The sequence below is a fragment of the Mycobacterium sp. 1465703.0 genome, assembly GCF_001672975.1.
Lineage (GTDB): Bacteria > Actinomycetota > Actinomycetes > Mycobacteriales > Mycobacteriaceae > Mycobacterium.
The window spans coordinates 1-20,258 of the sequence record NZ_LZKU01000240.1 but is presented as its reverse complement, the minus strand read 5'-3'; the positions used below and the strand labels follow the sequence as shown (position 1 = coordinate 20,258).

Here is a 20,258-nt window from a genome sequence, read left to right as displayed (position 1 = left end):
GTCGCCGCACTGACGCAGCTATCGATACAGAGCCGATGGCCCAGGTTTATCGCCGCGTAACCCACGGACGGGCAAATGTGCGCCTTGGCCGCCTCGACCCGCGGCCGCCCTACAGTCCCAACAGTTTCTCGGCGTTGAGGTGGCTGATGCGGGCCCGCTCGTCGTCGGTGAGCGGCAAGCCTTCGAGGAAGGCGTGGGCGGCGACCATCGATCCGAACGGGTAGTCGGCGGAGAAGGCCACCCGTTCGATCCCCACCTGCGCGACCAGGTTCGCGTACGTCGCGTGGTCGTTGAAGTTGGCGAACGTGTAGGTGAGGTTCTCCCGCAGATAGCGGCTGATGGGGTGTTGCAGACCGGTCAGCTCGGGTTTCAGCGTGACGTCGAAGCGGGGCAGCATGAACGACATCGCCTCGCTCATGTGCCCGATGATCATCTGCAGCGACGGGTGCCGGTCGAATACGCCACCGAGGATGATGCGCAGCACGTGGGTGGCGGTATTGATGTGCCAGCCCCAGCCCCGGCCCGTCGACCGCGCCGGCGAACCCGACCACCCCGGCCGGCGCCATCCCGCTGCCGCCCGACCAGAATGGGTATGTCTTCATCGAGACCAAATCCGGCGTGACCCGCTGCCAGATCAATAAGGACAGCGTCGGCTGTGAGGCACCGTTCACCAACTCACCACTGCAGGACGGCGAGCACGCCAACGGCGTGAGCATCAATACCGGCGGCAAGGTGCAGTGGGTGCTGGGCAACCTGGGTGCCATCCCGACCGTCAAGATCGACTACCACACCTATCTCGCACAAGGCTGGACGATCATCGCCAATGCCGAGGGCACCCGCTTCACCAACGACGCGACCAAGCACGGCATGTTCGTCAGCATCGACAAGGTCAACACCTTCTGAGCCCCAGAAGCGGCGTCATCGGGTGGCGCCGTGCAGATTCTTGGCTGTCGGGGAGGTAGGTACCGTCGACTGATTCGGGTACGTGCCGAACAGCCGGTCTGCGGTTCCGCTGCTGGTGACGGTGAACCAATAGTGTTCGTTTTTGAAGTGGTGCCGTCGATGATTACGCCAGATCGACCGGTACACAGTGCTTTTCGCTTTGTAGTCGGTGTGGATGAGATAATGCGTCCACTCGTAGGCCAGCCCGAGGGCCGTCAAGCAGACCAGGTACGTCAGGCCGAGGCCGACTCGAGGGAAAGCCACCAACGCTACGGCGACGGCGGTCGGGATCACCCAGAGCAACGACTGCCACGGCATGAAGATCAAGTCGATTTTCCGCGGGTCGCAATGATGTTCGCGATGCTTGCGCGCCAGCAACGGATCCACGGCGAAGCGACCGACACTGCGCGGCCGCCAATGCAGGATGGCGACGTGGATGATCCACTCGAGAATTGGAAAGGTGGCGACCATGAGCACCGGCAGCACGGCATCGGTGAGCTGCCAGTCGCCGACGACAATGCGGGCTACCAGCGCCCCGGCGAGCGTCAGCGAAATACCCCAGGGAGTCCGGTGGCGCCAGAACTCCCGGCCCGCCTCAGACAGGGTGAAGTTGCCGCGCACATGCCTGGTCATCACCGTTCCTGCAACCCAGACAGGGCGGTGACCAGGCCGTGGGTGGCCGGCTCGAGTAGTTCCGTCGCGGCGCGTTTGGCCCCCGCCGGATCACCGGCGGCGATCGCCTGTGCCACCCGCCGGTAGAGCTCTGGGCGATTCACCTCGGCGGCCATCACCGTGGCCAGCGCCGGAAGCGCGGGTTCGTAGGTAGCACGCAGGGTGTTGAACATCAGCCTGAAGACGATGGAGTCGGCGGCGTCGACGACGTGGTCCCAGAACGTCAGCGCGGCGCGCTGACGTTGCACCGGATCCTCTTGCGCGGCCAGCGCATCCACGGCACCGTCGAGTAAACCGGCCACCTGCCCGTCCCTGCGTTCCGCGGCCAGCTCAGCGACTTTGGGGCCGTTGTGCAGCCGGGCCTCCAAGATGCTGCGCACCACCCCCAGGTCCAGCTCGTCAGCCCGATCGCCACCGCGGAGCAATAACCGGGGCAACAGGTCCAGGCCTGCGTGACGGCGGTAATCCCGCACGGTGGTGGCGTCGCCCTGCCGAACCTCCACCAGGCCGGCGGCGGTGAGACGCTTGAGCGCCTCACGAACCGCCGGCCGAGACACACCCAGCACCTCGGCGAGTCTGCGCTCACTGGGAAGCATCTCTCCGGGCGCCATTTCGCCACTGAGCACGTCAGACAAGATCTGCTCGAAAACGCCTTCGGGTACCGATTGTCGAGTCACGGGCCGCAGAGCCATACGCCCAACCTGCCGGGTAATTGGCCAGACGTCAAGTGGTCAGACCAATGCCATCCGCACTTTCCGCGCGGCTGACTTGGTCAGCGGGTGAAGTCTGACGGTCGGAACTTCCCCTCGGACAGCTTGTTTTCGATCTCCTCCAGGCTCCGACCGGTGAGGTCGGGCATGCGGAAGAAAACGAAGACCCACGCCGCCACGTTGAACAACGCGTAGAGCCACATCGAGGGCCCGACCCCGATCGCATTGATCAGCGTCAACATCGTCAGCGTGATGAGCAGGTTGGTCCCCCAAAGCGTCGCCGACTGCACGGCGGTGGCCGCCGGTCGCACCGCCAGCGGATAGGTCTCCGAGCCGGTCAGCCAGCCCATCAGCTGCAGACCCCCAGCATTGAACAGCATGAAGACGATCAGGCAGGCGACGATGTAGGGAATCATGCCGCGGCCGCTGTCGGTGGTGACAAAGAGCAGGCCCAGCACGAACAGGCTCATCGCCGCACCCGGCACCATGATGAGGGTGAGCCGGCGCCGACCGACCCGGTCGATGATGGCCAATCCGACGAGTTGGGCGATCACGTACGCCGCGCCCAAGCCCACCGATAACCGCAAAGCCACCGATGTGAAAAAACCGGCGTCGGTCAATATGGTCGGCGAGTAGTAGATGATCATTTCGATGCCGCTGAGCTGGGTGAATACCGCGACACCACAACCCAGGACCAGGGCCGGGCGCACCCAGCCGGCGCGCAGCCCGCGCCAGCCACGGGTGCTGGCCGTGCGCTCCACGCGCGCGAGTTCGGCGGCGTCGTCCAGCTCGGCGCCCACGTCGTAGCCCTCGGGTCGGACATGCTCCAACACGGTTCGAGCAGCGTCTCGATCACCTTGCTTGACCAGCCAGCGTGGGCTTTCCGGGAGGCGCAGCAGCAACCACAGCATGATCGCGGCGGGCACGCAGGCGAGCCCGATCGGCCCTCGCCACGAGATCGAGTCGAAGACGCCGACCATGGTCGCCATCAGGATGCCCACCCCGATGGCGATTTGGAAGCACAGCACTAACCGTCCCCGGTAGGCCGGCGGCGAGAGCTCGGCGACATACATTGGTGCCGTCTGCGTCGCCCCGCCCACCGCGAAGCCCAGCACCAGCCGTCCCAACGACAGCACAACGGCATCAGGCGCGTCGGCGCACCACACCGCGCCGACGATGAACACCACCGCCAACATCAATAGCGTGCCGCGCCGGCCGCGCCGATCGGAAAGCCAGCTGCACGTCAAGGCTCCGACGACGGCACCGAGCAGGATGCTGGCGGCGATCACCTGCTTCCAGCCAGCGGTGATGTTGAAGTCCTCGGTGAGCTGCAACAGGGCCCAGGAGATGACCCCGGTGTCGTAGCCGTAGAGCATGCCCGAGATCGCCGCGACCAGCGCGACGATGACCATCGCGCCGGTCAGTTGCCTTCCCGCCGCCGCGTCGGTGCCCACTAGGCTCTGCGACGCTTCCGCGTTGGCCATGCCCGCGGCTTCGGCCGGGTCGGCCTCCTCGGGCAAGCCGACCATCCGAGAGAGCTGACTCGCCACCGTCAGCACCTCATCGCGGACCGCTGACCCTCCATTCGCGGTCTGTCGAATCGGCCGCGGCCACTAGCAGAGCTGGTCATCGTTGAGGGATTGACGAACTCCGGACCGATCGGCGGACCTGCCGGGATCGTCATCGTTCCCCTACCCTGTGCTCGGATTTCATCGTCACTCGCCGCGATTTCAGGGCCCGATGTGACCGCGCCGCTGTGACGGCGGGTGCGTGGATCGCTGGTCGGTCAAGGTAGTCGCACATCCAGCGATTCCGCGTGGCTTGCTCGTTGGTCTGCCCAGGGCCCGCCAGGCGCAACGCTTGGTGCGGGCTTACCGTTTGACTTCTGTATCGACCCGAAAAACGAGCCTGTCACTAGTCAAAGGTGACTCAACTACCGGGTCGGACACTACTACAACGCTATGGCGGCCTAAAGGGGTCAGCGAGTGTGTTGGGTGCCACAGTCCAGCGGTCGGCTCCAGGCCCCGACGGTCGTCAGCATTCGCCAAGGTCAATGCGTTTTGAGCTGGTCGCCGCGCGCCTCGAGGGTCGGCATCAGGAGATTGGCAGGTGGGGTTAGTACCATCGGTGCCGTGGCAACCTATGGCCCACGCGACGACTTCCACAACCAGCCGACGCAGCATGGTGAGTTCGGCCTCAGCGAACAGCCGCCGACCGGTGAAATCCCGCCACCCAACGCGCCCGAAGAGTCCGAGCAATTCCACGGAGACGACCCGTTTGACCAGGAGACCGAGCCGACGCCCTGGTATCGCAAGCCCGCGATGTTGATCGCCTGGCTGGTCTCCGTCGTCATCCTGATCGCGTTGATCGTCTTTGGCATCATCGAACTCCTTCATGGGGAACAGACCCGCAACCACGTCCCCACAACCACTCCGAGCACCACGACCACCACCACGACACCCACGACCACGACGACCACCGAGTCCTCGCCGAGCAGCAGCGCCGAACAGCCGCCGGTCCAGCAACCGACGCAGCAACCGACACAGCAGCCGACGCAGCGGCCCACCGGCGGGCAGACGCAGCAGCCGTCGCATCACCACCATCTGCCACAGTTGCCGCCGGTGATCACCATCCCGGGCGTGCCGACGGTCGTCACGGTGCCGCCGGGCCTGCGTTAGTCAGTCGGTGGCGACCCGACAACGGTTACGCGGCGCGGCGCCGGCGAAGCCCTACACTCGCTGCAATCCGCGGTCGCTACGGTGAGGACCACAGGGCGACAGCAACGGGACGACTGACACAGGGGTGCAGGACATGAGCGAGTCGCTCGGGCTATCGATCGGGGTGGCCAACCTGGTGGCGGCCCGCGCTGGCAGCGCTCCGATCACCCGCAGTTCCGTACTGACATTGTTCGAGAACCGGCCCACGGAAGTTGGCCTGCCAGAAGAAAATCCGAATCTGACCGAACCCGGGCTGGTGCTGCGCGGATTCGTCGAACGCGTCGGCGACCGGGCGCCATTGGTTGCGGCCGACGGCACCAAGTATCTGGGTGCGGCACTGACGGTCGAGGCCATCGAGGCGATGGCCCGCGCGGTCGGTTTCGGGACGCCGATCGCCATCGCGGTGCCCGCCTACTGGTCCGATGAGCAGTTCGCGGCCCTGCGTGAAGAGTTCTTCGCCCAGTCGGACCTGGCGCGCGGCGGGGTGGCGCCGATGCTGGTTTCCGACGCCACGGCGGCGCTGGCGGCGCTGCGCGGGACCCCGGGGTTCCGGGCCGACGGCGTTATCGCACTGTGCGACTTCGGCGCCGGCGGCACCACCGTCACGTTGATGGATGCCAAGACCGGCTTCGCGTCCGTCGGCCCGTCGACGCGGTACACCGATTTCTCCGGCGACGCCATCGATCAGCTCATCCTCGATCACCTGCTGGCTTCCGACGTCAGCACCGCCATGCTGGGCGGCACCGCGCGGCTCGGGTCGCAGACCCGGCTGCTCGGCGCATGCCGGCGCGCCAAGGAGCAACTGTCGACGGCGGCAGTGAGCACCATCGCGGGGGCTGCCGGCGAGGGCGCCCAGCTGTCGCGCGCCGAGTTCGAACAACTCATCGCCGCACCGCTGGACCGGTTTCTGAGCTCGGTCGAAGAGTCGTTGCGGCGCAACGGTATTCCCAACGCGAAGCTGAGCGCCGTAGCGATCGCGGGCGGCGGCGCCAGCATCCCGCTGCTCACAGCACGCTTGTCACAGCGCTTCGGGGTCCCGGTGCACAGCGCCGCGCAGCCGGCGCTCAGCGCCGCACTTGGCGCAGCGGTCCTCGGCCCGCATTACGCGTCGGGAGCAGCACCGACCGCCGCGGCTGCCGCGGTGGAGACACCGACCGAAATCGTCGGCACCTCGGGACTCGACATGACCCAGGCCGCGTGGGCCGCCCAGGCCACCGACGTGGACGACGCCCTGGCCTGGTCGCAAGACGCCGACCACGACGAGCCAGTGCCCTACACCGGCCGCGACGCCACCGGCGAGTACGCCAACGAGGCGAGGCGATTCGACGATGCGACGGGCAGTCGCTACTCCGCCGCCCAGGGGAAACTGCCCTGGTACAAACGCACGGCGCTGGTATTGAGTGTGGCCGGGGCCGGCGCGGCGGTGTTGGTGGCCCTGGTGCTGGCGATCAACCTGCTGCTTACCCGGTCCACCCCGGTCGGACCCAAGCAACCGCCCAGCGAACCGTCCCAAACGGTGACCATCACCGGACCCGACGACAGCACCACCGTCACCGTCGTCCCGGCGCCACCGCCGCCGGCCAGCGAGGCGCCGGCCACCACCACGACAACCCCCGCGCCGGAGCCGTCGACCACGACAGCGCCGCCGACCACCACCACGAGCGCCGCACCCACCACGACGTCGCAGGCAACCACCACCGCGGCGCCCACCACCACCCGCGAACGACCCACGCCGCGCTTTCAACCGCCATTCGGGCGCTGACCCGACGGATTTCGCCCGGCCGCCAAAAGGGTCCGGGAAAGGGCCAATTAACGAAAATTGGTGGCGCTCATCACTCCGACAAGCGTCACATCCGCTGCGTGGGTACTAACCAGCAGGCCAGAGGCATCGACGAACGGCAAGTTAGGGCAGCCTTTCTCGCGCTGAAAGCCGCGAAGATGTAACTATGAGCGGGGCTTAAGCAGGCAAATAAAGCACAGGCCGAATTTTCTATGCATTGGGGAGACCTTCTGTGACAACGCAGATGCTCATCAGGCTGATCGTGGGCATGGGCATGACTCTGGTCGTGGCCGCACTCGCCGCACGGCGTGTCCTGTGGCTGTTCAAGCTGATCACGTCGGGCAGGCCGGCCCCGGGGCACACCGACGAACCCGGCAAACGGGTCTGGGCCGAACTCACCGAAGTCTTCGGCCAGCGCCGGCTGCTGAAATGGTCGATCCCCGGCCTGGCGCACTTCTTCACCATGTGGGGCTTCTTCATCCTGCTGACGGTCTACATCGAGGCCTACGGCCTGCTGTTCCAGGACAACTTCCACATCCCGATCATCGGGCGTTGGGACGCACTCGGCTTCCTGCAGGACTTCTTCGCGACCGCGGTCTTCCTCGGCATCGTCACGTTCGCCATCATCCGTTTGATGCGCAGCCCGAAGGAGATCGGACGCGAGTCACGGTTCTATGGCTCGCACACCGGCGGCGCCTGGCTGGTGCTGTTCATGATCTTCAACGTCGTCTTCACCTACGTGTTCGTGCGCGGAGCCGCGGTCAACAACGGCACGCTGCCCTACGGCAATGGTGCCTTCCTGTCGCAACTGTTCGGCGCCATCCTGCGGCCGCTGGGCCAGCCCGCCAACGAGATCATCGAAACAACTGCGCTGCTGCTGCACATCTTGGTCATGCTGGCATTCCTGATCATCGTGCTGCACTCCAAGCACATGCACATTTTCACGGCGCCGATCAACGTCATCTTCAAGCGGCTGCCCGACGGGCTCGGCCCGTTGCTGCCGCTGGAGTACGACGGCAAGCCGATCGACTTCGAAAACCCGCCCGATGAAGCCGAATTCGGTCGCGGCAAGGTCGAGGACTTCAGCTGGAAAGCCATGCTGGACTTCGCCACCTGTACCGAGTGCGGGCGCTGTCAGTCGCAGTGCCCGGCGTGGAACACCGGCAAGCCGCTGTCGCCCAAGCTCGTCATCATGGATCTGCGCGATCACTGGATGGCCAAAGCGCCCTACATCCTGGGCGATAAGGAAAGCCCCCTCGAGAGCACGCCGGAGGGCGGGATCGGCGAGGAACTGTCCGGCGAGAAGCACGCCGAGGCCCACCACGTTCCCGAGTCGGGCTTCGGCCGCGTCATGGGATCCGGGCCCGAGCAGGCCACCCGGCCGCTGGTGGGCACCGAGGAGCAGGGCGGCGTCATCGACCCGGACGTGCTGTGGTCATGCGTGTCCTGCGGTGCCTGCGTCGAGCAGTGCCCGGTCGATATCGAGCATGTCGACCACATCATCGATATGCGCCGCTACCAGGTGATGATGGAGTCGGAGTTCCCGTCGGAACTGTCGGTGCTGTTCAAGAACCTGGAAACCAAGGGCAACCCGTGGGGCCAGAATGCGGCGGACCGCACCAGCTGGATCGACGAGGTCGATTTTGACGTGCCGGTCTACGGCGAGGACGTCGACAGCTTCGAGGGCTACGAGTACCTGTTCTGGGTGGGCTGCGCCGGCGCGTACGACGACAAGGCCAAGAAGACCACCAAGGCCGTCGCCGAACTGCTGGCCATCGCCGGGGTGAAATATCTGGTGCTAGGCACCGGCGAAACCTGCAACGGCGACTCCGCGCGCCGGTCGGGCAACGAGTTCCTGTTCCAGCAGCTGGCCGCCCAGGCCGTCGAGACTCTGGACGGCCTGTTCGAGGGCGTGGAGACGGTCGACCGCAAGATCGTCGTCACGTGCCCGCACTGCTTCAACACTTTGGGCCGCGAGTACCGCCAGCTCGGCGCGAACTACTCGGTGTTGCACCACACCCAGTTGCTCAACCGGCTGATCCGGGACAACAAGCTGGTGCCGGTGACGCCGGTGTCGCAGGACATCACCTATCACGACCCCTGCTACCTGGGCCGGCACAACAAGGTCTACGAGGCGCCGCGTGAGCTGATCGGGGCCGCGGGTGCCAATCTGACCGAGATGCCGCGGCACGCCGAGCGCAGCTTCTGCTGTGGCGCCGGCGGTGCGCGGATGTGGATGGAAGAACACATCGGCAAGCGGATCAACCACGAACGCGTCGACGAGGCGCTGGCCACCGGGGCAGCCACCGTGGCCACCGCGTGCCCGTTCTGCCGGGTGATGGTCACCGACGGCGTCAACGACCGACAGGAAGAGGCCGGGCGCAGCGGCGTTGAAGTGCTCGACGTCGCGCAGATCCTGCTCGGGTCTCTCGAGTACGACAAGGCGACGCTGCCGGAGAAGGGCACGGCCGCCAAGGAAGCCGAGAAGCGGGCGGCTGAAGCGCCCAAGGCCACTGCCGCCACGGCGACCGCGCCCGCCGAGGCACCGGACGAAGAGGCTCCTGCCAAGGCCGAGGCCGCCCCGAAGTCGGAGGCCGCCGCCGCGCCCGTCAAGGGGCTGGGCATCGCCGGCGGGGCCAAGCGTCCCGGCGCCAAGAAAGCGGCCGAACCGGCCGGAGAAGCCAAAGCGCAAGCGGCCGCACCCGCGGCGCCCGTCAAGGGGCTGGGCATCGCCGGGGGAGCCAAGCGACCCGGCGCCAAAAAGGCGGCACCCGCAGCCGAGGCCGCCAAGGCCGAGGCACCCGCGGAAGCCGGCGCAGAGGCCAAGGCCCCAGCCGCCCCGGTGAAGGGCCTGGGTCTGGCCGCGGGCGCCAAGCGTCCCGGCGCCAAGAAGTCCGCCCCGGCGGCCGAGGCGGCCAAGGCGGAAGCAACTGCGGAAGCCGCGCCCGAAGCCGAGCCCCCGAAGGCCGAAGCCGAAGCCAAGGCCCCGGCGGCGCCGGTCAAAGGGCTGGGCATCGCCGCGGGCGCCAAGCGACCCGGCGCCAAGAAGGCGGCCCCCAAAGCCGAGGCCCCCACAGCCGAAGCGCCCAAGGCCGAAGCAACTGCGGAAGCCGCCCCCGAAGCCGAGGCCGAGCCGGCGCCCAAAGCGGAGCCGGCAAAGCAGACCAACGGCGAGGACGCACCGTCGCAGCCACCGGTCAAAGGCCTGGGCATTGCCCGTGGGGCCCGCCCCCCGGGCAAGCGCTGACCTGCGTCTTTCACGGGTGACAGCAAATTTCAGTGGACAATGATGGCACCATTAATGGTGTGACCACCCACCATGTGCCCCTGCACGCATCGGCTCATCACCGGCCGCACCGTACTTTCGCGCAGTCGTCGAAGCTTCAGGACGTTCTGTACGAGATTCGCGGACCGGTACACGCACAGGCCGCGCGGCTGGAGGCCGAGGGGCACCGCATCCTCAAGCTGAACATCGGCAACCCGGCGCCGTTCGGCTTCGAGGCACCCGACGTGATCATGCGAGACATGATCCAGGCCCTGCCCTACGCGCAGGGATACTCCGACTCGCAGGGCATCCTGCCCGCCCGCCGGGCCGTGGTGACCCGCTACGAGTTGGTCGACGGATTCCCCCGCTTCGACGTCGACGACGTCTATTTGGGCAACGGGGTGTCCGAGCTGATCACCATGACGCTGCAGGCCCTGCTGGACAACGGCGACGAGGTGCTGATCCCGTCGCCGGACTATCCGCTGTGGACGGCGTCGACGTCCCTGGCCGGCGGCACCCCGGTGCATTACCTCTGTGACGAGACGCAGGGCTGGCAACCCGACATCGCCGACCTGGAATCGAAGATCACCGAACGCACCAAGGCGCTGGTCGTGATCAACCCGAACAATCCGACCGGTGCGGTGTACAGCAGCGAAGTACTCACTCAGATAGTCGATCTGGCGCGCAAGCACGAGCTGCTGCTGCTCGCCGACGAGATCTACGACAAGATCCTTTACGACGACGCCAAGCACATCAACCTGGCCTCACTGGCGCCGGACATGTTGTGCCTGACGTTCAACGGCCTGTCCAAGGCCTACCGGGTGGCCGGTTATCGGGCCGGCTGGCTGGCGATCACCGGTCCCAAAGACCACGCCAGCAGTTTCATCGAAGGGATCAACCTGCTGGCCAACATGCGGTTGTGCCCCAATGTTCCGGCGCAGCATGCGATCCAGGTGGCCCTGGGCGGCTATCAGAGCATCGACGACCTGGTGCTGCCCGGCGGACGGCTGCTCGAGCAGCGCGACGTCGCGTGGACCAAACTCAACGAGATCCCGGGCGTGTCCTGCGTCAAACCGGCAGGCGCGCTCTATACCTTTCCGCGGCTGGACCCCGAGGTCTACGACGTCGAAGACGATGAGCAACTGGTGCTGGATCTGCTGCTGCAGGAGAAGATCCTGGTCACCCAGGGCACCGGTTTCAATTGGCCCGCACCTGACCACCTGCGCATCGTGACGCTGCCGTGGGCCCGCGACCTGGCGGCCGCGATCGAGCGGCTGGGCAACTTCCTCGTCGCCTATCGACAGTAAACATCCAGGCGAGCGCCTCTACGGTAGAGCGGTGACGCACTCCCACTCGCACAGCCCGCCGTCGTGGCCGCCTCCCGTTGATCCGTTGCCCGCCAGGATCGTTGTCGGTTTACTCATCGCGATAGGCGTAGCGGTAGCCGTCGGCGCGATCGTGCTCTGGCCCAGCCGACAGCACGTCGACATCCCGATGCCGCTGCAGAACGCCACCGGCGGTGCGGTAAGCACCCAGGCCGGGCACGTGCTCTCCAGCGCGGTGGGCGACTGCGGCAGCCCGTCGGTCAGCCAGGTGCTCACCGGCACACCGCAGCCGGCCCCACCGGGCGCGGGACGGTGCATCTTGACCCAGGTCTCGGTCGATTCCGGCCCCAACACCGGTGCCCAGACACTGTTGGAATCCTCCCCCGGTCCCGGCCAGCCGAAATTCGCAGTGGGCGACCGCATCCGGCTCGTCCGGCAGGTCGACGACCAAGGCGCCACCAGCTACGCGTTCTACGACTTCGAGCGTGGCTGGTCGCTGGCCGGTCTGGCGATCGCGTTCGCGGTGGTGATCGTCGCCGTGGCGCGGTGGCGCGGGCTGCTCGCGCTGGTGGGCATCGTCGTCGCGTTCGCAGTGCTGGTGTTGTTCCTGCTGCCGGCGCTGCGCGACGGCGCGCCGGCGGTTCCGGTCGCGCTGGTGGCGTCCGCGGCGATCCTGTACGCGGTCATCTACCTGGCCCACGGGGTGAGTCTGCGGACCAGCGCCGCGCTGCTGGGTACGCTGTCGGCGCTGTTGCTGGCCGCCGGATTATCTTGGGCGGCAATACAACTGGCGCATCTGACCGGGCTGTCAGACGAACAGAACAGTACCGTCAGTGCGTATCTGGGCAATGTGTCGATCGGCGGCCTGCTGCTCGCCGGGTTCATCATCGGGTCGCTGGGTGTGCTCAACGATGTGACGGTCACCCAGGCCTCGACGGTGTTCGAGCTGGCCCATCTCGGCGGCTCGCGTCCGGCGATCTTTCTGGGCGCGATCCGGGTGGGCCGTGACCACATCGCCAGCACGGTCTACACGCTGGTGCTGGCGTATGCCGGCAGTTCGCTGCCGCTGCTGTTGCTGTTCAGCGTCGCCAACCGCTCGTTGACCGATGTATTGACCAGCGAGAGTGTGGCTGTCGAGATCGCCCGCTCAGCGGTGGGCGGTATGGCGCTGGCCCTGTCGGTGCCGCTGACCACCGCGATCGCCGCGGTGCTGGCCAAACCTAGTGAAATCGACTCCGCTCCAATAAGTCCAGCAGATAGCCGCCATAGCCGGATTTGAGCAGGCTATTCGCACGCTCGGCCAGTTCGTCGTCGGTGATCCAGCCGCGCCGCCACGCCACTTCCTCGGGGACGCTGACCTTCAGGCCTTGCCGTCGCTCCAGCGTGCGCACGAAGTCGCTTGCGTCCAGCAATGAGTCGAAGGTCCCGGTGTCCAGCCAGGCGGTCCCGCGGGCCATCACCTCGACCGAAAGCCGGCCCCGGTTCAGGTAGATCTGGTTGACCTCGGTGATCTCGTACTCGCCGCGCGCCGACTTCTTCAGGCCCTTGGCGATTTCGATTACGTCGTTGTCATAGAAGTACAAGCCTGGCACCGCGTAGTTGGATTTCGGTGTCTTGGGCTTTTCCTCCAGCGACAGCGCCGTCCCATCGTCACTGAATTCGACGACACCGTATGCCGACGGGTTTGCCACCCAGTAGGCGAAAACCGCTCCGCCGCTGATGGATTGGAAGCGGCTCAGGCTGGTACCCAGCCCGGGGCCGTAGAAGATGTTGTCGCCCAACACTAATGCCACCGACTCGTTGCCGATGTGGTCGGCGCCCAAGACGAAGGCCTGGGCCAGACCGTCGGGACTCTGCTGCGTCACATAGGTGATGTTGACGCCGAATTGCGAGCCGTCGGACAGCAACCGCTGGAATCCGGGTGCGTCGTGCGGGGTGGTGATCACCAGGATGTCGCGGATTCCGGCCATCATCAGGGTGGACAACGGGTAGTAGACCATCGGTTTGTCATAGACCGGCAGCAACTGCTTACTGATGCCCGTGGTGATCGGATGCAGACGGGTGCCCGACCCGCCGGCCAGGATGATTCCGCGCATGGATAGCTCCTAATGCCTTGAGCGGCCCTAGTCGATGGCGTCGGATTCGGTCAGTTCGGTGGCCGCCAGGGCCGATGCCAGGCTCTCATGCCGGAACACCGAGGTGACATGGTCGTGGACGACTCGGAATGCCAGAGCGGTGCTGACCGCCCCGGCATTGTCGGGGCTGGTGACCTTTTGTTCGACGACGACGACGCCGTCGTGCACATACATCTGGCCCAATTCCGTAGTCGCCCGCTGCGAGCCGGCCCATTTGCGCAGCGCCTCATGGCCCTGCGCGGCTCCGTGCGCGTCGCCTATCTCGATGTCGTCGCTGGATAGGGCGACCAGGGTCGCGAGGTCGGCGGAGTTGAGGGCGTCGTGCCATGCCAAAACGGTGGCGATCTCCGATGTGGTCATGTGTGCAAATTACCGTGCGGCCCCGCGGCTAGAGAGGGGTACGGTCTAACCAGCGCTCCCACACGCCATCGTCGCCGAACAGCTCGATACCGGTGTCGGCCAGCGGGCGCCGGCGCAATATCGCCAGCAGCAGCTCGGTCGCGCCACCTCGCAGCGCGGCGCTGCACTTGCCGTGCTGGTGAGACCAGGTGATCCGGCCCTGCTCGACGCCGATCGTCCACTCGCCCGCTTCACCCAGGCCCGCATCGGTAGCATGCAGGTGCAGCGTGTCGCCCTGCTTGAGCGGAAGTGGGGCGCCCTCGGTGCCCGCCTGAATCGCGACGCGCTCCAACCATTCGGTGATGCCGTCGGCCGCCACGTCGGGGTCGAGGGTGAAATCGCTGCCCAGGGCGATCGCCGCGTCGGCTCGATGGACCGCGACCTCGTGCAACCGGCGCCGGACCCACCAGTTCGCCGGGCGCGGGCCGAGGAAAGTCCACACCGGTGTTTCGACCCCGGTCAGCTCGACGGCGTCGATCAGCCGCTGAGCACCGCCGTGCAGCCAGGCGATCGCGCCGGCCGGATCCGGCGGCGGCTTGCCGCCCTCCACCGTGCGGGGGTCGAGGTAGCGGTCGAGTCGCTCACGCACGATCTGCGCCGCCCAGCGGTCACCGCGGCCGACGTGGCGGAACAGCTGCCGCAGGGTCCACTCCGGGCAGGTCGGCACCGGCGTGGACTCGTCGACGTCCTGAAACAGCTCCGCGAACGCGCGGTTCTGGTCGAGGAATGCTCCGGCATAGTCCACGCCGGTCAGGCTACTCGCCAAGGCAGCTGCCCAGTGCTCGCGCGTGCCTTGCGGCGATGATCGCGCGCACTGCAGACTTGTCGTCGATGTCCGGCTTGTCGAGGCACGCCGACCGCCCGGATAGCCGAATGCCCTTGTCCCCGAGAGGTGCTCATGCCCAATGACCAAGCGAGCCTTCCGGTCGCCCGCACGGCTATCCGCGAGTTCTGGGAGCGTGAGGGTTCCGAATACGACCAGCGGACCGCGCACGGCATCTCCTCGGAGCCCGAACGCCGGCGCTGGACGGCGGCCCTGGCACCAATCCCACCGGCTTCCCGGGTGCTCGATGTCGCCACCGGCACCGGCTTTGTCGCACTGTTGCTGACCGAGCTCGGCCACCGGGTGACCGGTGTCGACGCCTCCGCGGCGATGTTGGCGCATGCTCGCGCCAAAGCCGCCGCGGCCGGGGTGGCCGTCACCTTCCTGGAAGGGGTCACCGAAAAGCTGCCGTTCGCCGACGCCAGTTTCGACGCCGTGACGGCCCGACACTTCATCTGGACTGTGCTCGAACCCGAGCAGGCCTTCGCGGAATGGCGCCGCGTGTTGGCTCCCGGTGGAGTGGTGATCGCCGACATCTCGCTCAATCCGCATGTGGCGGGGCATCACTATGCCGAGGACGTGGCGGCGCGGCTGCCTTTCCGCGAAATCCCCGACCCGGCACCGGTTGTCGACGCCCTGCGGTCGGCCGGGTTCCAGGAAGTTGAGGTCGAGCTGTCCGACGACGGGGGCGAATACCAGCGGGCCATGCTGCGCGCCCACATCTGAAACCGACGGCATTCTCAATGCCTTTGTGCTGCAAGCGAGTTCGCGGGCCTTACCGCGTGCGAATTTGAAGCTAGGGTCGGGGCGCGCCGAGCCGGTATACCCGCCATCCCGCCTGTTGCCAGCGGGTGGCGTCCAGGCAGTTGCGTCCGTCCACGATGACGCGGGCGCGCACTCGATCTGCCAAGTCGCCGGGGTCCATGTCGACGAACTGGCGCCACTCGGTGAGCACCAGCACCGCATCCGCGCGCTCGCAGGCCTCTTCGACCGACACCGCGTAGTTCAGCGTCGGGAACAGGCACTGCGCGTTGTCCAATGCCTTCGGGTCATAGACGTTGACCGCGGCCCCATTCAGCTGCAACTGGCCCGCGACGTTGAGCGCGGGCGAGTCGCGCACATCGTCGGATTCGGGTTTGAACGCGGCGCCGAGCACCGCGATGTTCGCGCCGAGCAGCGAACCGCCGCAGGCCGCGCTGGCCAACTCCACCATCCGGGTGCGGCGGCGCATGTTGATGCTGTCCACCTCACGCAAGAACGTCAGAGCTTGATCGGCTCCCAGCTCACCCGCCCGCGCCATGAAGGCGCGGATGTCCTTGGGCAGGCAACCGCCCCCGAAACCCAAACCGGCATTGAGGAATTGGCGCCCGATGCGGGGGTCGTATCCGAGCGCGTCGGCCAGCAGGCTGACGTCTGCGCCCGCCGCCTCGCACACTTCGGAAATGGCGTTGATGAATGAGATCTTGGTTGCCAGAAAGGCATTGGCGGAGACCTTGACCAGCTCGGCGGTCTGCAAGTCCGTCACCAGGAACGGCACTCCGGCGTCGAGCATCGGCGCGTACAGTTCACGAACCGCGACCTCGGCGCGCCCCGAATCCTCTTTTATGCCAAGAACAATCCGGTCCGGGTTGAGAGTGTCTTGCACGGCATAGCCTTCGCGCAGAAACTCTGGATTCCAGGCGACTTCGACGTCGACACCGCTGGGCGCCAGCGCGGCGGCTCGTTGGTTCAGCTCGGCCGCGGTGCCCACCGGGACCGTCGACTTGCCCACCAGCACCGCTGAGGTTGTCAGTCGCGGCACCAACGCATCGATGACGGCGTAGACGTGGCGCAGATCCGCGCCGTATTCGCCCTTCTTCTGCGGTGTGCCCACCCCCAAGAAGTGCACGTCGGCGAAATCGGCCGCCATGTCGTAGTCGGTGGTGAACCGTAGCCGGCCCGCAGCCAGGTTCTCCCTCAACAGCTTTCGCAGTCCGGGCTCGTAGAAGGGGATGTCACCCCCAGCGAGCTTGGCCACCTTGCCCGGATCGATATCGATCCCGAGAACGTCGTGTCCCAGCTGCGCCATCCCGACCGCGTGGGTGGCACCCAGGTAACCCGTGCCGAACACGGTGCATCGCATATTACCGGTGTAGGTGAACCCGATGAGCTAACTGCATCGGGGGCCTAAGCGGAAGGCAAACGGCAGATGACAGGTGGCCGCCGCGGCCACTAGTGGTGACCGAAGCCGCCGTGGCCCCCGCCGAAGCCGGGGAAGCCGCCGCCACCGTGGCCACCACCGCCGCCGGGTAACCCGGGGATGCCTCCACCGCCGCCATGCCCGCCGCCACCGCCGCCGTGCGGACCGAATCCGCCTCCCGGGGGTCCACCGAAGCCCGGCCCACCACCAATGCCCGGTATGGGCAGCGGAATGGGCACCGGGATCGGGGCGACCGCCGGCGGTGGAGGTGGTGGAGCCACCGGCACCGGCGCCGGGGCCTCCACGATCGGAGCGGGAGCGGCGGGCACCGGAACGGGAGCCGGGGCTTCCGGCGCAGGTGCGGGAACGACGGCCGCCGGAGCGGGCGCCTCGGGGGCCGGAGCGGGTGCCGCCGGTGCGGGCGCCTGTTCGGGAGCCGGAGCGGGCGCCGCCGGTGCGGGCCGAGTGGGTGCGACGACGACGTTCTGGTTCGGGCTGGGCCGCACGTTGGCCGTCGGCCGGATGGCGATGGCCAGTGACACGACCAGTGCCACCACGCCGATGACGAAGATTCCCGCCACCGCGCTTCCCACCAGCCTGAACGAGCTGCGCTCCGCGCGGTAATCCGCACCGACCAGCTCGGTCGCGGCGGCCTGAGTCCCGGTGAAGAATTCGTCCGGATCGTCGGGTACGGCGCTGTAGGCCAGAGCGTCCCCGCCGGCCTCGGCCGGGCTTTCGAAGTAGCCCGGCGCAATGGCGAACGGGTTGATCGCGCCGGTGCCGGGGTCCTGCGCGTAAGCCAACGCCGCAGTGGACGACGAGAACAACGGAGCATGCGCCGACGCCAGCGCCGCGCCGCGGGCCAGCGCGGTGTCCGGCTCCTCGGGCGCCGTCAGCGGCAGGGTGGTCGCCGCCTCCAGGGCGGGCTTGATCATCGGGATGTCGATCCCGGAGCCGACGACGAACACCGCGTCCGGGCGGGTCTCCAAGTTCTCCGCGTCGGCCACCATCGCGGCCAGTTGGGCCACCGCGGCCTCGTCGTCGGCGGGCAGAGCCTGCCGCGAAACGTCGGCGATGGATCCGTCGGCGCTGTCGACGACCGCCAGCGTCGCGGTGTCCGGCTCGATGTAGAGCAGGGCTGTCTGCGCGTAATTGGTCTGGTGGCCCACCGCCTGAGCCAGCGCGGCCGCGGCCAGGAAGGCCGAGACGAGCATCACATTTTCGACCTTGTGGGCGGCCAGCTTGTCGCGCAGGGCGGCAGCCTCGATCGGGTCGGTGAACGTGACCCCGGTCGACGCCAGTTGATAGCCGCCCTCTGCCGCGCCCTGACGTGTCCCCAAGATGGCTGAAAGTACCTGGTCCGAGGCGGTTGCAGTTGCCGCAGTATCAGGCGCGGCAACGTCGAAATTGTCTTCGTCGACGGTGGCACCGTCGCCGTTTTCCCCCTCGACCAGCACCATCCGGACTGCCGTCGGCGCCATCGATACACCCAGTACGGTGTCCAAAGCTCCTCCAATAGTCGGTTGCTAGCCAGTCGCGGCGGGGCGGCCTCGTCGCACGAGTGGTGGCGCGAGACAACGCTGAGTCCCCACCGTTATTCCCCTAGTGCCCCGATTTTACGCTCGTGCGGCGCTCGGGCGGCGGCCCGGGACGGGGCCGGAACCGGATTATGGCGACGGAATCCCCGTGCCCAGGTGGCGGTGTAGCCAGTCATCCAAGCGTTGATGGTCGCCCGAATGCGGCGAGGGTTGCGGCGCCGGCGATTCGGGCGCAGGCGCTTCTTGCGGTGGCGCTTCGGGCGCCGGCGCTGCGGGGACCGCCGACGGCGGGGGCGCAGCCGGCGGGCCGGGTTCCGGATTCTGCGGGGCGACGATGTTCGTGCTGACGTCGGGCTGCTGGTCGGAGTGCGGCCGGATCCCGAAGATCAATGCCAGGGCCAACGCCACGACGCCGCCGACGAAGACGATCGACACGGCCGCGATCGTCAATACCGACTTGCGGCTGCGGCGCTGGCGCGACGCAGGATCGGCAAGCGGGTGGGCGTCGGACGCTGGGTCATCCTCGGCGCTGTAGGCGAGTTCGGCTGCTGCGACCGAGCCAGTCGGCGCGGCCGACATCGCGACCGTTCGCGGCGCTCCGAGTTTCGCGTTCGCCGCAGCCAGCGAGGCGCCCCGCGCCAGGGCCATTTCGGGTTCCTCGGGCGTGGTGACCGACAGCGCGGTCGCCGCCTCGAGCGTCGGCTTGATCGACGGGATGTCCACCTCCGAGCCGACCAGAAATACCCCGTCGGGTCGCGCACTCATCGACTCGGCGGCCGAGACCATCGCGGTCAGTGTCGCCAGCGCGGCCCTGTCGCTGCCGGGCAGTGGGTGCCGTTGCACGTCGGTGACAGTCCCGTTCGAGGTGTCGACCACCGCCAACGTCGCAGTGGACGGCTCGACCAGGAGTAACGCGGTGCGGGCCCAATTGGTGGCGCTGCCCATGGCCTGAGCCAGCGCTGCGGCGGCCATGACCGCCGAGACCAGCATCACGTTCTCAATCTTGCGGGCCGCCAACACGTCTCGCAGCGCCGCTGCTTTGACCGGCTCGGTCCAGCTCACTCCGCTGGACTTGACCTGATAACCGCCCTGGGCCGCGCTGTCCCGGGTGCCGAGAATGGCCGTGACAACGTGATTTGCTGCGGCGACAGGGGTTTCATCGGCGGCGACAGTGAACCCGTCCTGATCGACCGTCACCCCGCCGGCAGCTTCACCTTCGATGAGCACCATGCGGACTGTCTCAGGTGCCATAGACACGCCAAGTACGACGTCCACCGCTCCTCCAAATCGTCCGAAATTGGTCGATGTGCCACGCCAGACCGACGGCGTTCGTTCCGCCGTCGCGGCCTCGCGATATGAGAGTTAGCCGGACTCGCCGAGAGTTCTGGCCGCGGCCAAACCCCAATCCGCCACCCTAGCGCGCCTTGGCAGACAAGCGCGGATACCGCGAAACGGGCTACCTGTGGCCGTGGCCGCCACCGAAACCATGACCACCACCAAAGCCATGACCACCACCGAACCCGTGGCCCCCGCCGAACGGGCCGTGACCGCCGAAGAGCCCGTGACCGCCGAAGGGCCCGTGACCGCCGCCGAACGGGCCGTTGCCGCCGAACGGCCCGTGACCGCCGCCGAGGGGCCCGTGGCCACCGCCCGGCCCGGGCACGGGCAGGCGGGGCGGTGGAACGAACACGGGCGGCGGTAGCGCGGGTATGACGGGTATGGGTGCAGCGGCGGGTGGCGGTGGGGGCGCGGCCGATGGCCGTACCGCATCCC

General features: G+C 67.3%; 17 protein-coding genes and 1 pseudogene. 8 read left to right on the top strand and 10 right to left on the bottom strand.

What is annotated here, in order from left to right:
• Positions 1-109 precede the first annotated feature (109 nt).
• Entirely contained in the window at positions 110-484 is a 375-nt protein-coding gene (locus tag A5625_RS23305; protein WP_232003794.1) for an amidohydrolase family protein, read from the bottom strand.
• 50 nt (positions 485-534) lie between these two features.
• Here A5625_RS23305 and A5625_RS23300 point away from each other — a divergent pair.
• Positions 535-903 (top strand): annotated as a pseudogene (locus A5625_RS23300) (hypothetical protein); the annotation flags it as partial.
• 15 nt (positions 904-918) lie between these two features.
• Here A5625_RS23300 and A5625_RS23295 read toward each other — a convergent pair.
• The 3 genes from A5625_RS23295 to A5625_RS23285 all read right to left on the bottom strand — a co-directional run bounded on the left by A5625_RS23295 (position 919) and on the right by A5625_RS23285 (position 3,808).
• A complete protein-coding gene (locus A5625_RS23295; protein ID WP_066999700.1) occupies positions 919-1,575 on the bottom strand; it encodes a sterol desaturase family protein in 657 nt (218 codons plus the stop codon).
• On the bottom strand, positions 1,575-2,306 hold the full coding sequence (locus A5625_RS23290; protein ID WP_066999697.1) for a FadR/GntR family transcriptional regulator: 732 nt from the start codon (positions 2,304-2,306) through the stop codon (positions 1,575-1,577). Before A5625_RS23290 ends, A5625_RS23295 begins: the two co-directional genes overlap by 1 nt.
• Before the next feature lie 80 nt (positions 2,307-2,386).
• Positions 2,387-3,808: a sugar porter family MFS transporter gene (locus tag A5625_RS23285; RefSeq protein WP_232003795.1), complete on the bottom strand. Its 1,422-nt coding sequence runs from the start codon at positions 3,806-3,808 to the stop codon at positions 2,387-2,389.
• A 648-nt stretch (positions 3,809-4,456) separates the two neighbouring features.
• On the opposite strand from A5625_RS23285, the gene A5625_RS23280 reads away from it, so the two are divergent.
• The 5 genes from A5625_RS23280 (at position 4,457) to A5625_RS23260 (ending at position 12,690) form a co-directional block, all read left to right on the top strand.
• The gene (locus A5625_RS23280; RefSeq protein WP_066999694.1) at positions 4,457-5,002 is read left to right on the top strand and encodes a hypothetical protein; all 546 of its coding nucleotides are present in this window, start codon (positions 4,457-4,459) and stop codon (positions 5,000-5,002) included.
• Positions 5,003-5,135: 133 nt separating this feature from the next.
• Complete coding sequence (locus A5625_RS23275; protein WP_066999692.1) at positions 5,136-6,803, top strand: Hsp70 family protein; 1,668 nt, start codon at positions 5,136-5,138, stop codon at positions 6,801-6,803.
• A gap of 250 nt (positions 6,804-7,053) precedes the next feature.
• Positions 7,054-10,068, top strand: coding sequence for a heterodisulfide reductase-related iron-sulfur binding cluster (locus A5625_RS23270; RefSeq protein ID WP_066999690.1), 3,015 nt, complete (start codon positions 7,054-7,056; stop codon positions 10,066-10,068).
• Between the two features lie 32 nt (positions 10,069-10,100).
• Positions 10,101-11,393 (top strand): pyridoxal phosphate-dependent aminotransferase, encoded by a 1,293-nt coding sequence (locus tag A5625_RS23265; RefSeq protein WP_066999685.1) that lies wholly within the window; start codon positions 10,101-10,103, stop codon positions 11,391-11,393.
• A 31-nt stretch (positions 11,394-11,424) separates the two neighbouring features.
• Positions 11,425-12,690, top strand: coding sequence for a YibE/F family protein (locus tag A5625_RS23260; protein ID WP_066999682.1), 1,266 nt, complete (start codon positions 11,425-11,427; stop codon positions 12,688-12,690).
• On the opposite strand, the gene rfbA is transcribed toward A5625_RS23260, so the two are convergent.
• From rfbA to A5625_RS23245, 3 genes are read right to left on the bottom strand one after another with little or no spacing between them, the layout of a single operon-like run.
• The gene (gene rfbA, locus A5625_RS23255) at positions 12,632-13,507 is read right to left on the bottom strand and encodes a glucose-1-phosphate thymidylyltransferase RfbA (RefSeq protein ID WP_066999679.1); all 876 of its coding nucleotides are present in this window, start codon (positions 13,505-13,507) and stop codon (positions 12,632-12,634) included. The two genes, A5625_RS23260 and rfbA, sit on opposite strands and share 59 nt — an antisense overlap.
• A 27-nt stretch (positions 13,508-13,534) precedes the next feature.
• Positions 13,535-13,906, bottom strand: a complete 372-nt coding sequence (locus A5625_RS23250) for a nuclear transport factor 2 family protein (RefSeq protein WP_066999676.1) — start codon at positions 13,904-13,906, stop codon at positions 13,535-13,537.
• A 28-nt stretch (positions 13,907-13,934) separates the two neighbouring features.
• Positions 13,935-14,690, bottom strand: coding sequence for a maleylpyruvate isomerase family mycothiol-dependent enzyme (locus A5625_RS23245; RefSeq protein WP_066999706.1), 756 nt, complete (start codon positions 14,688-14,690; stop codon positions 13,935-13,937).
• A gap of 153 nt (positions 14,691-14,843) precedes the next feature.
• Here A5625_RS23245 and A5625_RS23240 point away from each other — a divergent pair, with 153 nt between their 5' ends.
• Positions 14,844-15,494 (top strand): class I SAM-dependent methyltransferase, encoded by a 651-nt coding sequence (locus tag A5625_RS23240; RefSeq protein WP_066999709.1) that lies wholly within the window; start codon positions 14,844-14,846, stop codon positions 15,492-15,494.
• A 70-nt stretch (positions 15,495-15,564) separates the two neighbouring features.
• Here A5625_RS23240 and A5625_RS23235 read toward each other — a convergent pair whose 3' ends face one another.
• From A5625_RS23235 to A5625_RS23225, 3 genes are all read right to left on the bottom strand, one after another.
• Complete coding sequence (locus A5625_RS23235) at positions 15,565-16,890, bottom strand: UDP-glucose/GDP-mannose dehydrogenase family protein (RefSeq protein WP_066999673.1); 1,326 nt, start codon at positions 16,888-16,890, stop codon at positions 15,565-15,567.
• Positions 16,891-16,979: 89 nt separating this feature from the next.
• Positions 16,980-18,428 (bottom strand): hypothetical protein, encoded by a 1,449-nt coding sequence (locus tag A5625_RS23230; RefSeq protein ID WP_066999703.1) that lies wholly within the window; start codon positions 18,426-18,428, stop codon positions 16,980-16,982.
• Positions 18,429-18,614: 186 nt separating this feature from the next.
• Entirely contained in the window at positions 18,615-19,760 is a 1,146-nt protein-coding gene (locus A5625_RS23225) for a hypothetical protein (RefSeq protein ID WP_066999670.1), read from the bottom strand.
• Positions 19,761-19,953: 193 nt separating this feature from the next.
• On the opposite strand from A5625_RS23225, the gene A5625_RS29295 reads away from it, so the two are divergent.
• Positions 19,954-20,187, top strand: a complete 234-nt coding sequence (locus A5625_RS29295) for a hypothetical protein (protein ID WP_156748475.1) — start codon at positions 19,954-19,956, stop codon at positions 20,185-20,187.
• Positions 20,188-20,258 lie beyond the last annotated feature (71 nt).

What these genes read in the sequence shown, in the direction of transcription:
- A5625_RS23290 (WP_066999697.1), bottom strand. Translation starts at nt 2,306, where the DNA reads ATGGCTCTGCGGCCCGTGACTCGACAATCGGTACCCGAAGGCGTTTTC.
- rfbA (WP_066999679.1), bottom strand. Translation starts at nt 13,507, where the DNA reads ATGCGCGGAATCATCCTGGCCGGCGGGTCGGGCACCCGTCTGCATCCG.
- A5625_RS23285 (WP_232003795.1), bottom strand. Translation starts at nt 3,808, where the DNA reads ATGGCCAACGCGGAAGCGTCGCAGAGCCTAGTGGGCACCGACGCGGCG.
- A5625_RS23250 (WP_066999676.1), bottom strand. Translation starts at nt 13,906, where the DNA reads ATGACCACATCGGAGATCGCCACCGTTTTGGCATGGCACGACGCCCTC.
- A5625_RS23230 (WP_066999703.1), bottom strand. Translation starts at nt 18,428, where the DNA reads ATGGCGCCGACGGCAGTCCGGATGGTGCTGGTCGAGGGGGAAAACGGC.
- A5625_RS23275 (WP_066999692.1), top strand. Translation starts at nt 5,136, where the DNA reads ATGAGCGAGTCGCTCGGGCTATCGATCGGGGTGGCCAACCTGGTGGCG.
- A5625_RS23240 (WP_066999709.1), top strand. Translation starts at nt 14,844, where the DNA reads ATGCCCAATGACCAAGCGAGCCTTCCGGTCGCCCGCACGGCTATCCGC.
- A5625_RS23295 (WP_066999700.1), bottom strand. Translation starts at nt 1,575, where the DNA reads ATGACCAGGCATGTGCGCGGCAACTTCACCCTGTCTGAGGCGGGCCGG.
- A5625_RS23235 (WP_066999673.1), bottom strand. Translation starts at nt 16,890, where the DNA reads ATGCGATGCACCGTGTTCGGCACGGGTTACCTGGGTGCCACCCACGCG.